This is a genomic window from Streptomyces sp. NPDC091281 (assembly GCF_044757425.1).
GTDB lineage: Bacteria > Actinomycetota > Actinomycetes > Streptomycetales > Streptomycetaceae > Streptomyces.
This window is the reverse complement of the sequence record NZ_JBIVUY010000005.1, coordinates 469,297-481,930: the sequence shown is the minus strand read 5'-3', so window position 1 is coordinate 481,930 and position 12,634 is coordinate 469,297. Positions and strand designations below refer to the sequence as shown.

At 75.1% G+C, this 12,634-nt stretch carries 12 protein-coding genes; 5 read left to right on the top strand and 7 right to left on the bottom strand.

Features of this window, described 5'->3' with window-relative positions; translation table 11 throughout:
• Positions 1 to 32: 32 nt before the first annotated feature.
• Positions 33 to 1,214 (bottom strand): ATP-grasp domain-containing protein, encoded by a 1,182-nt coding sequence (locus ACIQPQ_RS16610; RefSeq protein WP_401304384.1) that lies wholly within the window; start codon positions 1,212 to 1,214, stop codon positions 33 to 35.
• 287 nt (positions 1,215 to 1,501) lie between these two features.
• On the opposite strand from ACIQPQ_RS16610, the gene ACIQPQ_RS16605 reads away from it, so the two are divergent.
• A complete protein-coding gene (locus tag ACIQPQ_RS16605) occupies positions 1,502 to 2,362 on the top strand; it encodes a metallophosphoesterase family protein (protein ID WP_401304382.1) in 861 nt (286 codons plus the stop codon).
• Positions 2,359 to 3,072 (top strand): 4'-phosphopantetheinyl transferase, encoded by a 714-nt coding sequence (locus ACIQPQ_RS16600; protein ID WP_401304379.1) that lies wholly within the window; start codon positions 2,359 to 2,361, stop codon positions 3,070 to 3,072. The genes ACIQPQ_RS16605 and ACIQPQ_RS16600 overlap by 4 nt, the downstream gene beginning before the upstream one ends.
• Before the next feature lie 48 nt (positions 3,073 to 3,120).
• Here ACIQPQ_RS16600 and ACIQPQ_RS16595 read toward each other — a convergent pair whose 3' ends face one another.
• Positions 3,121 to 3,357 (bottom strand): hypothetical protein, encoded by a 237-nt coding sequence (locus ACIQPQ_RS16595; RefSeq protein WP_383766878.1) that lies wholly within the window; start codon positions 3,355 to 3,357, stop codon positions 3,121 to 3,123.
• A gap of 294 nt (positions 3,358 to 3,651) precedes the next feature.
• Here ACIQPQ_RS16595 and ACIQPQ_RS16590 point away from each other — a divergent pair, with 294 nt between their 5' ends.
• Positions 3,652 to 4,005, top strand: a complete 354-nt coding sequence (locus ACIQPQ_RS16590; protein WP_401304376.1) for a hypothetical protein — start codon at positions 3,652 to 3,654, stop codon at positions 4,003 to 4,005.
• A 143-nt stretch (positions 4,006 to 4,148) separates the two neighbouring features.
• Here the strand turns inward: ACIQPQ_RS16590 and ACIQPQ_RS16585 are convergent, their stop codons facing one another.
• Positions 4,149 to 4,694: a toxin-antitoxin system, toxin component gene (locus tag ACIQPQ_RS16585; RefSeq protein ID WP_401304553.1), complete on the bottom strand. Its 546-nt coding sequence runs from the start codon at positions 4,692 to 4,694 to the stop codon at positions 4,149 to 4,151.
• 32 nt (positions 4,695 to 4,726) lie between these two features.
• Complete coding sequence (locus ACIQPQ_RS16580; RefSeq protein ID WP_401304373.1) at positions 4,727 to 5,377, bottom strand: helix-turn-helix domain-containing protein; 651 nt, start codon at positions 5,375 to 5,377, stop codon at positions 4,727 to 4,729.
• A gap of 229 nt (positions 5,378 to 5,606) precedes the next feature.
• Here ACIQPQ_RS16580 and ACIQPQ_RS16575 point away from each other — a divergent pair, with 229 nt between their 5' ends.
• Positions 5,607 to 6,272, top strand: a complete 666-nt coding sequence (locus tag ACIQPQ_RS16575; protein WP_401304371.1) for a hypothetical protein — start codon at positions 5,607 to 5,609, stop codon at positions 6,270 to 6,272.
• Positions 6,273 to 6,382: 110 nt separating this feature from the next.
• Here the strand turns inward: ACIQPQ_RS16575 and dmpG are convergent, their stop codons facing one another.
• Positions 6,383 to 7,399: a 4-hydroxy-2-oxovalerate aldolase gene (dmpG, locus tag ACIQPQ_RS16570; RefSeq protein ID WP_401304369.1), complete on the bottom strand. Its 1,017-nt coding sequence runs from the start codon at positions 7,397 to 7,399 to the stop codon at positions 6,383 to 6,385.
• Positions 7,396 to 8,337: an acetaldehyde dehydrogenase (acetylating) gene (locus tag ACIQPQ_RS16565; protein WP_401304366.1), complete on the bottom strand. Its 942-nt coding sequence runs from the start codon at positions 8,335 to 8,337 to the stop codon at positions 7,396 to 7,398. Before ACIQPQ_RS16565 ends, dmpG begins: the two co-directional genes overlap by 4 nt.
• A gap of 184 nt (positions 8,338 to 8,521) precedes the next feature.
• Here ACIQPQ_RS16565 and ACIQPQ_RS16560 point away from each other — a divergent pair, with 184 nt between their 5' ends.
• Positions 8,522 to 9,244 carry an IclR family transcriptional regulator gene (locus ACIQPQ_RS16560; RefSeq protein WP_383767198.1) on the top strand — a complete coding sequence of 241 codons (723 nt, stop codon included), beginning with the start codon at positions 8,522 to 8,524 and terminating at the stop codon, positions 9,242 to 9,244.
• A gap of 31 nt (positions 9,245 to 9,275) precedes the next feature.
• On the opposite strand, the gene ACIQPQ_RS16555 is transcribed toward ACIQPQ_RS16560, so the two are convergent.
• Positions 9,276 to 12,626, bottom strand: a complete 3,351-nt coding sequence (locus tag ACIQPQ_RS16555; protein ID WP_401304363.1) for a CHAT domain-containing protein — start codon at positions 12,624 to 12,626, stop codon at positions 9,276 to 9,278.
• Between the last annotated feature and the right edge of the window lie 8 nt (positions 12,627 to 12,634).

The window sequence follows — 12,634 nt, the reverse complement described above, 5'->3', positions numbered from 1 at the left end:
GGGTGTCCCGCCCCCCCCGTGGCGGGTCCGGATCAGGGGCGGGGTGCCGAGGCCGCCTGGAGCGGCTGGGCGGGGGCGGAGGGGCCGACCTCCACCGGGGCGCCGACCGGGCCCGCCTCGACGGGCTCGGCCGGGGCGGGCACCGCGGGCAGCAGCGCGCCGGTCTCCTCGGCCAGGTGCGGCGGCAGTGTCGCGGCGCGCAGCGGACGCGGCCCCGACACCACCGTGTAGTCCTGCCCGAGGAACGGCGGCGTGATCTCGCCCTGGTCCTCGCCGAGCGCCAACTGCACGGCCGACCAGGGGGCGTTGACTCCGCACAGCGCCAACTGGTGCAGGCCGCCCGCCGGGCGCGTGTTGACGTCCATCAGGACCGGCTGCTCACCGAGCATCCGGAACTGGATGTTGGACAGGTAGTGCAGCCCGAAGCCCTCGGCGATCCGCCGGGCGGGCTCCAGCCACCGCTCGTCGAGGGTGAACCCCCGGCGGCGGCCGTTCTTGGTGCGGCCGATCGCGAGCCGGACCAGGTTGTCGGGGCCGGTGAGGCAGTCCACCGACACCTCCGGCTGCTCCAGCCGCGGCATCACCAGCAGGTCCACCGGCTCCTCGGACCGCCGCAGCGCCTCGGCGACCAGGTCCAGCTGGACGTACGGGCTCGGGAAGCCGTTCAGGTGCGCGAGGGAGAAGGGGGTGCGCGTGATCACGCGGAAGCCCACCCCGCCCGCGCCGGACGCTGGCTTGAAGCACGCACGGTGCCCGCGCGCCTCCAACTCCTCTACGGCGTGCACGAGTTCGTCGGCCGTGCGGGCCCGCCACCAGGGCGGCACGGGCACCCCGATGGCCTGGACGGCCTCGTAGGCGATGACCTTGTCGTGGAAGACGGCCACGGCCTCGGGCGGCGGCGCCAGCAACGCCGTGCCGGCCGCCGCGAAGTCGGCGCGGTGCGCGACGATCGCCGCCTGGTGCAGCCGGGGCACGAACACGTCGATCCCGCGGCGGCGGCACTGGTCGAGGGCGTACTCCACGTACCCGGCGGGGGACAGGCCCTCCGGCTCCAGGTCGGCGGTGTCGGCGGCGGCCAGGACCGGCGAGTCGGCGTCACCGTGGGTGGCGTGGATCTCGACCGCGCGATCGCTCGGATTTCGCCGCAGCTGATCCATGAAGAACACGTTCTCCGCGTACGTGCGGTTGAGCCAGACGCGTACGCGAGAGACCATGCAGGCCGCCTTTCACGGTGTGCGGGCAGGGCGAAGCAGGCCCGTACCCGGGCAGGGGGGAGGTGGAGGTACACCGAACCGCCCTGCGCGAAGGGATGGAGAGGCGGTGGTGTTGGGGCGATCATACGGCTTCGCGGGGGTGCCGCGTGCAACGCCCGTGTTACGGATTCGCCGATCATGTTCATGGTCGGCGTGGGCTCGGGTAAGGATGGGAACGCCGCCGGTGGACGCGCGTCAGCGTGGTCCCGGCGGCGGCGTGGACGAGGCGGAGAGCGGGGAGACAGGACGTGAAGGCGACGGCCGGTGGCGGCGGACGACTGCTGGCCATCAGTGATCTGCACATCGGCTACCCGGAGAACCGGGCCATCGTCGAGAAGCTCGCTCCCGAGACCGACGAGGACTGGCTGCTGGTCGCCGGGGACGTCTCGGAGAGCGTCGCCGACATCCACTGGACCCTGAAGACCCTCGCGAGCCGCTTCGCCAAGGTCGTCTGGGCGCCCGGCAACCACGAGCTGTGGACCCATCCCAAGGACACCGTCACCCTGCGCGGCGTCGCCCGCTACGAGCACCTGGTCGAGGTCTGCCGCGACCTCGGCGTCGTCACCCCCGAGGACCCCTACCCGGTGTGGGAGGGCCCCGGCGGCCCGGCCGTAGTCGCCCCGCTGTTCCTCCTCTACGACTACTCCTGGCTCCCGGCCGGCAGCACCACCAAGGCCCAGGGCCTGGAGTACGCGCACGGCACGGGCATCGTCTGCAACGACGAGTACCTGCTGCACCCCGACCCCTACCCCACCCGCGAGGACTGGTGCCGGGCCCGGGTCGCCGCGACCGAGGCGCGCCTCGCCGAGATCCCCGACGACCTGCCCACGGTCCTCGTCAACCACTACCCGCTGGACCGGCACCCCACGGACGTCCTGTGGTACCCCGAGTTCGCCATGTGGTGCGGCACCCGGCTGACCGCCGACTGGCACCGCCGTTTCCGCGTCGCCGCCATGGTCTACGGTCATCTGCACATCCCGCGCACCACCTGGCACGAGGGCGTCCGCTTCGAGGAGGTGTCCGTGGGCTACCCCCGCGAATGGCGCAAGCGCTCCCGCCCGCCGGGCCGCCCGCGCCGCATCCTGCCCCCGGAGGACGAGACCACGTGATCGAGGAGCTGCTGCCGGAGACGGTGGTCGCCGTGGAGGCGTACGGTGAGGAGGGCGCCCGCGCGTTCGGCGACGGGCCGCTCTTCCCCGAGGAGGAGGCCCTCCTGACGCGGGCGGTCGCCAAGCGGCGCCGCGAGTTCACCGTGGTCCGCACCTGCGCGCGCCGCGCCATGGAGAAACTGGGCGTGCCCCCGCACCCCGTCCTGCCCGGCGAGCGGGGCGCCCCGCGGTGGCCGACCGGGCTGGCCGGGAGCATGACCCACTGCGACGGCTACGCCGCCGCCGCCCTGGTCCGCGCCGCCGACCTGGCCTCGCTCGGCATCGACGCCGAACCCCACCGGCCGCTCCCGGAGGGCGTCCTGGACGCCGTCTCGCTGCCCGCGGAGCGGGAGCGGCTGCGCCGCCTCGCCGCCGACCGGCCCGACGTGCACTGGGACAAACTGCTGTTCAGCGCCAAGGAGTCGGTCTACAAGGCGTGGTTCCCGCTGACCGGGAAGTGGCTGGACTTCGGCGAGGCCGACATCACGATCGACCGCGGCGCCCCCGGCGCCACCCGCGGCACCCTGAGCGCCCGCCTCCTGGTGCCGGGACCGGTCGTGGGCGAGCGGCGCCTCGGCCGGTTCGACGGCGGCTGGGTGCTCGGCGAGGGCCTGGTGGCGACGGCGATCACGGTTCCGCACCCGCGGGACCTCGCGGACCGAGACACCTGAGGGGCCGCCCCGCGGCTTCACCGCTCGGGAGCGGCGTGGTCGGCGTGGTCAGTGCTCGGGCAGCCAGGCGGCCAGCATCCGGAAGAACTCCTCCTCGTTGCCCCGCAGTCCGGCCGCCGCGAGAGCCTGCTCGGCCTCGGCGAGGACGGCGGGCGGCACCATCGGCGGCCGTCCCGGTGGCGGCGCCGCGTCCTCGTCGCCGATCGACGCCCGGACGGTGTGCAGCAGCCGCAGATAGGCCTGGACGGCGGTGCGCTCGCGGTCGGTCAGTACGGCGGTGTGCATCGGTCGGCTCTCCCCGTGTCGGCGTCGTCTCCCCACGCGCCTGGCGGCGCGCACGCCCCGCATACGGTGGCGCGTCCCCCAGCTTGCCGCCCCCCACTGACAATCGGGTCCGCCGCTCCGCCGGTTCGCCCGCTCGGCGCACGCGGACGCCTGTGCGGGCGGAGCCGTCGCGGGGGCGGAACCCCCGCGTGGGCGCATCTCTCCCGCGGGCCGGGCGCGGCCGGAACCGGCTCAGCCTCTGGAAAACCTCAAGTCCCTTGCCAGGGGTTCGCCGTGGGCGCCACGGTGGTCGGCATGGCAGCTCTCGCGGGATTCGACAAGAGGCACAACTTCGTCCTGGTCCTCCGGGACGCGGACACGGTCGCCGCCGCCCTGCGCCAGGCGCTCGACGAGGCGCCCGCCGAGCAGCGCCCCGGCCTCGAACGCGCCGTCGCCCTCGTCGAGTCGACGGCCGCCGCCACCGAGGGCCTGCTGCGCGCGCGGTGGGTGCGCGCCCGGCTCGCCGACGCGGGCTTCACCGGTGCCGTCGACTCGATCGCGGCGGTCAAGGCGCTGCGCCGGGCCGAGCCGAAACTGAGCCTGCTGGCGGCGGTGGAGTTGCAGAAGGCCGCGATGGCCCACCCGGAGGACACGCCGGACCCGCGCTGATCCCCCCCGGTTCCGGCTGATCCACGCTGATCCCCCCGGCTCCGGCTGATCCACCAGCTCCGGCCGATCCACCCGCTGCGGGTGATCCACCGGCTCCGGTCGACCCCGGACGTGCGGGAGCGTTCGCCGGGCGTCCGCCGGGTTCAGACGGTGCCGCGGTCCTGGGGCCCGAGATAGCCGAGGGACGCCTCGATCCGCCCCGCGAGATGGTCGCGCTGCCCGCGCCCGCGCGGTGACGAACCGGGCAGCCAGGCACGGCACTTGCTGGCGAGGAGGAGACCGAAGCTCTCCGCGTCCCGCTCGTCGGCCTGGTCGAACCGGCTGCGCGCGGCGACCCGCAGCACGGTCGCCCGCAGGTCGGCCTCGTCGTGCAGCAGGCGGGCCGCCACTGCCGCGCCCTCGACGTGGTGGCTGCAATGCCCGGCCTTCATGTGCCACAGCTCGTGGCCCAGGATCACCAACTGGTGGTCGGGGGCGGTGCGTTCCTCGATGACGACGAGGTCCTGCTCGGCCATGTCGAGCCAGAGCCCGCTGGCCGTGCCGGGCGGGAAGACGGCCGTACGGAACATCACGGGACGGCCGCGGCGGCGGCTCATCGCGTCGCACAGGGCCGTGTAGAGGTCGGCCGGGGCGGCGGCCGGGGCGGGGAGGCCGAGTTCCGCGACGAGTTCGCCGCACAGCCGGCGCATGTCCTTGGCGATGCCCACCTAGTAGCCCCCGATCACGACTCGGGCCGCTTCACGCTCTCCAGGAGCATGTCCAGCCATTCGGCGACCTTGTCGCGGTGCTGATCGGTGGGGAGCTGGGCGGCGCGCCAGGCGATGCCGCGCACGCCGTGGTCCTGGAGCAGACGCTCCAGCGGGTCCTCGGTGGCGGCGGCGGCCTCCCGGGCAGCGAGCTTCTGGAGCAGTTCCTGCTCGGTGTGCTGGAGGGCGCCCGCCAGCGCCTCCGGGTCCTCGGCGGTGAGGAACCCGGCGTGGACGCGGAAGAAGCGCTGGAGCGCGTCGCAGTGCTCCATCGTGGGGCGGCGGTCGCCGTTGATGAGGGCGCCCGCCTGCTGCCGCGACATGCCGGCGCCGTCGGCGATCTCCTGCTGGGTGTATCTGCGGCCGTTGGGCTTGAGGCGGGTGCGGCGCAGCAGGTCCAGGCGCTGGAGGAAGCGCGCCTGGACGTCGGGCTCGCCCGCCGGGCGCCCGCTCAGCAGGGACTTGACCACCGGCTCCGGGACACCGGAGGCGACGGACAGCCGTCCGGTGGCGAACACCTCGAAGGGTGCCACCTCCAGCCGCTCGGCGAGTGCGGAGACGCGGGCGACGACGGCCGACAGCAGCGCCGACGCCGCGGCGTCCGGAACCTCGAAGCCATCCGTCACCGACAGGTCTCCTACGTCTCTCACGAGCCTCTCACGGGCACACGCGATCGCCGTGAACTGCCCGGAGAGTAGCCGGTCCGTCGAACTCACATCCAGGTGTCGCCACAACTGTGGCCAATTTCAGCCGTCAACAAGCGCCGAATGCCACGATAGTTGACACGTCACGTACCGGGGCGTGAGGATCGGCACGCCGCGAGATGGCCGCAGAGGCAAGAGGGGTGACCTCCCGATGGCAATTCAGGCAGGTGGGCAGCGGTCGGTACCGCGGCCCGTCCCCGAGAGTCCCGAGGCCCAGGCCTATCTCCGGGACTACGCCACGTACTTGGAGGCCGTGCCCTTCCCGTCCGTCGTCGTCGACCACCGCTGGGACGTCGTCCTCGCCAACGCCGCTTTCGCGTCACTTTTCAGGGAGGTCGGCCCGCATCCCACGGCGCAGCCGGGCGACAACTTCCTCCGCTTCGTGCTCTTCCACCCCGACGCCGCCGCCGTCCTCGGCGACCACGAGTCGGGCTGGTGCCTGCCGATGCTGGCACGCTTCGCCGCGACCCTCGAACGGCACGACCACGACCGCGGGTTGCAGGCGATCCGCCGGGACATCGCCCAGGACCCACTGATGGAGGCCGCCTACCGGCAGGGCCTGCCGCACTGGGTCCGCGCCATGGGCGAGGGCGCCGTCGAGCACGACGGCGCCGTCCGCACCCTGCTCCACCCCGACCCCCGCCGGGGCGCCACCGAGTGCCGTATCGTCGGCGAGACCCCGCGCACCCTGCGCGACATGGGCTACACCCGCCTGACGATGGTCCTCCGCGAGGCCCCGCCCCCCGCCCCCCGCCGCGTCCGCCGCCCCCGCCGCTCCGTCGGCCACCTCACGGTGGTCCCCGCCCCCGAGAACTGACCCCCGAGCCCTGACCCCGGGCACCGTCGGCGTTCAGGTCGCCGACGGCGCCCGGGTCAGCGGGCGGTCACCGGAGCGAACGGCTGCTGCGCGCCGCGGTGTTGCTCAGGTCACGACGTGGCCGCGCCCCGCGCCAGATCCAGCGCGATGTCCGCGATCAGGTCCTCCTGGCCGCCGATGAGGCCGCGGCGGCCTGCCTCCACCAGGAGGGTGCGGGTGTCGAGGTGGTGGCGGAGGGCGGCGGTCTCGGCGTGGCGGAGGAAGCTGGAGTAGACGCCCGCGTAGCCGAGGGTGAGGGTTTCCCGGTCGACGCGGACCGGGCGGTCCTGGAGCGGGCGGACCAGGTCCTCGGCGGCGTCCATGAGGGGGAAGAGGTCGCAGCCGTGGTCCCAGTCGAGGAGGTCGGCGACCGCGACGAACGCCTCCAGCGGGCAGTTGCCCGCGCCCGCGCCCTGTCCGGCGAGGGACGCGTCGACGCGTACGGCGCCGTTCTCCACCGCGACCACCGAGTTCGCCACGCCCAGGCCCAGGTTGTGGTGGGCGTGGATGCCCACCTCCGTCGCCGAGTCGAGGACGTCCCGGTAGGCGCGGAACCGGTCGCGGACGCCGTCCATGGTGAGGCGGCCCCCGGAGTCGGTGACGTACACGCACTGGGCGCCGTAGGACTCCATCAGGCGGGCCTGCGCGGCGAGTTCGGCCGGTTCGGCCATGTGGGACATCATCAGGAAGCCCGCCACGTCCATGCCCAGTTCCCGCGCGGCGGCGATGTGCTGCGCCGAGATGTCGGCCTCGGTGCAGTGCGTGGCGATCCGCACCGAGCGGATGCCGAGCGCGTGCGCCCGCCGCAGGTCGTGCACCGTGCCGATGCCCGGCAGCAGCAGCGTCGTCGGGATCGCGTGCCGTACGGCCCCGGTGACCGCCTCGATCCACTCCCAGTCGGTGTGCGCGCCCACGCCGTAGGTGACGCTCGACCCGGACAGGCCGTCGCCGTGGGCGATCTCGATCGCCGTCACCCCGGCCGCGTCCAGCGCGGCGGCGATCGTACGGGCCTGGTCGACGGTGTAGCGGTGGCGTACGGCGTGCATGCCGTCCCGCAGGGTCACGTCCTGGACGTACAGCGCGGTCATCGGGTCGCCTCCGGGGTGCGCGTGCGGTCGGTCATGCGTTCGGCGGTGCGCAGGGCGGCCGAGGTCATGATGTCGAGGTTCCCGGCGTACGCCGGAAGGTGGTGGCCCGCGCCCTCGACCTCCAGCAGCACCGTCACCTTCAGGGCCTCGCCCGAGCCGGGCGCGAGGGTGCGCAGTGGGTCGTCGGCGGCCACCTTCTCGTATTGCACCCGCTGCTTGAGGCGGTAGCCGGGCACATACTCCTGCACGCGCGCCACCATCTCCTCCACCGAGTCGGTGACGGCCTCCGTGGCGCAGTCGGAGACCAGGCAGTGCACGGTGTCCCGCATCAGGGGCGGCGGGTCGGCCGGGTTCAGGATGATGATCGCCTTGCCGCGGGCCGCCCCGCCGACGCTCTCCACCGCCGCCGCCGTGGTCTCGGTGAACTCGTCGATGTTGGCGCGGGTGCCCGGACCCGCCGAGCGGGAGGCGAGGGAGGCGACGATCTCGCCGTAGTGGACCGGTGTCACCGCCGACACGGCGGCCACCACGGGGATGGTGGCCTGGCCGCCGCAGGTGACCATGTTGACGTTCGGGGCGTCGAGATGGGCCCCGCCGTTCACCGGCGGGACCACGAGCGGGCCCAGGGCCGCCGGGGTGAGGTCGACGAGTCTGCGGCCGAGCGGGCGCAGCACCTCGTCGTGGTGACGGTGGGCGCCGGCCGAGGTCGCGTCGAAGACCAGCTCCACGTCGGCGAACCCGTCCAGCGCGACGAGGCCCTCGACGCCCTCGTGCGTGGTGGCGACCCCGAGGCGGCGGGCGCGGGCCAGGCCCTCGGAGGCGGGGTCGATCCCGGCCAGCGCGGCGATCTCCAGGCGGTCCGACAGCCGCAGGATCTTGATCATGAGGTCGGTGCCGATATGACCGGAACCGAGGACGGCTACCTTCGTGGACGACACGGTGCCTCCGGAGGCAAGAGGGGCAACACGGGCAAGAGGGGCAAGACGGGAGAGGGGGGAGCGGGGGCGGGCGGGTGCGCCCCGTTCGCGCGCTCCCGGTCCGGTTCGGACGCCTCCGGTATAGACAGCGCGTCCCTGATGCGACAACGCTTGTTCCGTGAAACGGAACAGCGCCACTGGCGGCATGCTCGACAAGGCCGCCATGATCGTCGAATGCTTCAGCCCGAGCGGCGGCCCGTACCGTCTGTCGGAACTGGCGGCCCGCACCGGGCTGCCCAAGGCGACCGTGCACCGGCTGGCCGCCGACCTGGTCCGGCTCGGCTGGCTGGAGCGCGGCGGCCCGCAGTACCGGCTCGGCGCGAAACTCTTCGAGCTGGGCTCACTCGTGCCGCGCCGCCGCGACCTGCGCGAGACCGCCCTCCCCTTCCTCCAGGACCTGTTCGAGGCGACCCGTGAGACCGTCCACCTGGGCGTCCGGGAAGGCGCCGAGGTCGTCTACCTGGAGCGCATCCACGGCCACGAAGCCCTCCAGCTGCCGTCCCGGATCGGCGGCAGTCTGCCCCTGACCTGCACCGGAGTCGGCAAGGCCCTCCTCGCCTTCTCCGACCCCGGTCTCACCGAGGAGGTCCTCGCCGGGCCGCTGCCCCGCCTCACCCCGCACTCGATCACCGACCCCGCCCGGCTGCGCGGCGCCCTGGAGAAGACCCGCGTCTCCGGCCTCGCCTACGAGGAGCAGGAGGCCGAACCCGGCGTGAGCTGCATCGCCGCGCCCGTGTTCGCGGGGGGCAGCACCGTCGCCGCCCTCTCGGTCGCCGTCCCCTGTGCCCGCTTCCGCCCCGCGCACCTCGCCCCCGCCGTACGGACGGCCGCGCTGGGGCTGTCCCGGGTGCTGCGCGCGGGACGGTGAGCGTCACGGACCCCGTGGGCTCGCAGCCGCCTCACGCGCCGTGGTGGACGAACGCCGTCCACAGCTCCGGATGGCGCGGATACCGGTCGCGGACCTCGCGCACCGCCCGGTGGAAGGCGTACGGCACCCGCTCCGGCGCCAGGCGGCCGTCCTCGGCGGCGTGCGCGTAGAACGCCGCCGCCATCCGCTCCGACGCCAGGTCCGGCACCGGCCACAGACTGCCGACGACGTGCGGATACCCGGCCAGCTGGAAACCGGAGGCGAGGTGCACCGACTCGTCGGCCAGCGACAACCGGGTCTCGCCCGTGCCGCAGGCCGACAGATACGCGAGGACCGCGCCCCGCAGATCCAGCGCCGCCACCGCGGCCACCGTCAGCGGACGGCCGTCCGCGTCCGCCAGCAGGACACCGTTGCCCGTGGGGGAGACCACGCCGTCCACGCCGTGGCAGGCGAAGTGCGCCACCGCGTGCCGGGGCAGCGCGGCCAGCACCGTCGCCCGGTCCGCCGCCGCCCCGCGCAGCAGCCGCGCCCCGGCCAGCCGCCGCCCCACCTCCGCCGCCTCCCGGTCGGCGCCCGTGAGCACCGGCTGCCCGGCCGCCTCCGCCACCGACACGACCAGCGGGCCACCGACCAGCGGGCCACCGACCGGCGGGCCGTCCCCCTGGGGGTTTCCGTACGCGGCGCGGGCACGGGCGTACGCCAGCGCGCGCAGCGTCGGCGTGTACGACGACACCACCCGGTCAAGCACACTCACCGCGGGCCCGGCGCCGTAGCGGCCCGCCGCGTGCAGCGGCAGCAGGGCGAGCGCGCCCGTCGGACACCACCACAGGCGGGAGCCCGGCGCGGGGTCGAGTGCCGTGAGCACCGGCCCGGCCACCGCGTCCCACAGCCACGCCAGCACCGCGAGCAGGTCGTCCCGGTCCAGCCGGCCGGTGCGCTCCGGCGCTTCCCGCAGCCGCGCCGCCCACCGGTGCGCCCCGCCGGGAGTCAGCTCGGGCAGCGGGATCACCCGCACCCCGCCGTCCGGGGAGGCGGCTGCCGGGTCCGCGCCGACCACCAAGGCGTGTCCGCCCTCCGGGCCCTCCACGACCAGGACGACCGGACCCGCGCCCGCCGCCGACGCCGTCAACTCCGCCAGGTCGGGGGGCCGCAGGAAGTCCGCCCGGCCGGGAGCGGCGCGGATGCGGGCCAGCAACTCGTCCCGGCGGAGCGTCAGTTCGCGCCGCCGCTCGGCCTCCGCCAGTGCCCCCAGCCGGTCCCCGGGCGGAGCGTGCGACCAGTGCGCGGGCACGGCGAGTTGCTCCCGCAGCCGTACGAACTCCGCGGCCAGGGCGGGAGGTAGACCCTCCGGGCCACCCCCGTGCTCCCCGCGCCCCCCGTGTTCCTCGCGCCCCGTGAATTCACCGCGTTCGGCAATGACCTCGCCCAGCAGAACTCCCCGTGTCCGCTCCAGGAGTTCGACCGCGCGGTCCGGTCGTCCGGCGGCCAGGGCCACCGCCACGGCCTGCTGCGGCAGCCCCGCGTGCCGTTCGATGCCCCGTTCCCGCCCGCTGCGGTCCAGGTGCCGGGGAGCGACGTACGGCAGGAGGTCCACCGCCGACTCGACCGCGGCCAGGGCCCGCGCGGGCTCGCCCGCCGACAGCCACAGGCCGGACAGGGAGCGCGCGCACTCCAGGCGGTCGTGGGGGAGTGAGGCCTCGTCGGCGGCACCGGACGCCAGGACGTCGGCCGCCTCGGTGAGGAAGTCCCCCTGGCCGGAGAGGAGTTCCGCCGCCCCGGTGACGTCGTCGGGCGGGGCCGGGAGCCGCTGGGGCGCGGGGGGACGGTGGCGTACGCGCAGGGCCGAGCCGAGGGTGAGGGCGGCGCCCGCGTGGCCCGCGCCGCCGGGCGGCATCGCGCGCAGCGCCCGCCGGGCCACGGTCACCGCCTCGGCGGCGGCCCCGTCGTTCCCGGCCGCCGCCGACAGCACCAGCGACCAGGCCAGTTCACCCGTCCGGCGCGGCAGGTCCGGCGACCCGGCCGGGGTGTGCTCCAGCGCGCGCCGGGCGACCGCCACCAACTCGGCCCGCAGCACGGGGTCGTTGCCGTGCACACTGCCGAGGTCGCGCAGCGTCGCGCCCAACGTGCCCAGGTAGAGCGGCAGTCGGGGGTCGGCGCCCGCGAGCCGTACCGCCTCCCGTGCCGTCGCCACCGACTCCGCCAGCCGGGCCGGGTCGTGGTCGAGACCGTAGCGGGCGTGCAGGACGGCGCTGAGGTTGTTCAGCCACGGAACCCGCTGCGCGCCCTCCCGCGGCCCCTCCCGCAGGGCGGAGCGGGCCGCCCGTACGGCGTCGTCCAGCAGACCGGGCTCCTGGGTGTGCGCGTACAGCGTGGCCAGGGTCTCCACCAGCACCGAGTGGCAGCCGCCGCGTTCGGGACGCGTCGGCGGCAGCAGGGCGAGCGCCTCCTCCACGGCCCTTACGGCGGACCGCAGTTCGGCGGTGTCGCCGGTCAGCCGGAACAGCGCCACCCGGTGCGCGGCGAGATTGCGGAGATGGCCGGGCCGGTCGGTGTGCGAGGCCGGGGTCGCGGCGACGGCCTCGGCGCCGGTCACGGTCGCCCGGCGGGCCAGCTCGGGGTCGCCGGTCCGCTCGACCAGGCGGCCCATCGCCGCCGAGGCGATGTTCAGGAAGGCGCCCCGCCGCGGGTCGCCGGGCGGGACCCGCGCCAGGGCCCGGTCCGCGAGGTCCAGCGCCTCCCGGGCGTCGGCGAGGTCGCCGCTGGCCAGGTAGCGGGTGAGGAGGGCGCCCGCCGCGGACATCAGGTGCAGCGGGTCGCCGAGCGCCTCGGCCGACGCCCGCGCCAGATCGCAGGCCTCTTCCAGGGCGTCCGGGTCGCGGACGGCGTCGTAGCGGGCCCGCAGATGGGTCGCCAGGTTGTGGCCGTAGCGGGCGTGGGCCGGGTCGTCCGGCGCGGTGAGGGCGAGCGCCTCCCGCTCGGCGGCCACGGCTGCGTCGAGGGCGTCGGGGTCCCGCCGGAACTGGTGCACCCGGTGCAGGACGGCGGCCAGGTTGGACAGGCAGCCCGCCCGCGCCGGATGGCCCGGCGGGGTCCGGTCGACGGCACCCCTGCCGTGCGCGGCGGCCTCGTCGAGGAACGCGGGGTCGCCCGTCGTACCGAACAGCGCGAGCAGGGCGGCGCACTGGTTGCGGTGCGCCTCGGCCGGTTCCGGATGCGGTCCGGCCAGCGCGGCCCGGCCCAGGGCGACGGCCTCGTGGAGGTCGGCCGGGTCGCCGGTGACGTGCCAGCGGTGGTAGAGGTGCGAGGACAGCCAGCCGTTCAGCACCGCCCGCGGTCCCGGCTCGGGGAACGGCAGCGCCAGCGCCTGCCGGGTCGCGTCCACCGCCTCCG

Bases quoted from the DNA above. Each gene is read 5' to 3' on its own strand.
- ACIQPQ_RS16610 (WP_401304384.1), bottom strand. From the start codon at position 1,214: ATGGTCTCTCGCGTACGCGTCTGGCTCAACCGCACGTACGCGGAGAAC.
- ACIQPQ_RS16595 (WP_383766878.1), bottom strand. From the start codon at position 3,357: ATGCACACCGCCGTACTGACCGACCGCGAGCGCACCGCCGTCCAGGCC.
- ACIQPQ_RS16590 (WP_401304376.1), top strand. From the start codon at position 3,652: ATGGCAGCTCTCGCGGGATTCGACAAGAGGCACAACTTCGTCCTGGTC.
- ACIQPQ_RS16585 (WP_401304553.1), bottom strand. From the start codon at position 4,694: ATGCGCCGGCTGTGCGGCGAACTCGTCGCGGAACTCGGCCTCCCCGCC.
- ACIQPQ_RS16575 (WP_401304371.1), top strand. From the start codon at position 5,607: ATGGCAATTCAGGCAGGTGGGCAGCGGTCGGTACCGCGGCCCGTCCCC.
- dmpG (WP_401304369.1), bottom strand. From the start codon at position 7,399: ATGACCGCGCTGTACGTCCAGGACGTGACCCTGCGGGACGGCATGCAC.
- ACIQPQ_RS16560 (WP_383767198.1), top strand. From the start codon at position 8,522: ATGCTCGACAAGGCCGCCATGATCGTCGAATGCTTCAGCCCGAGCGGC.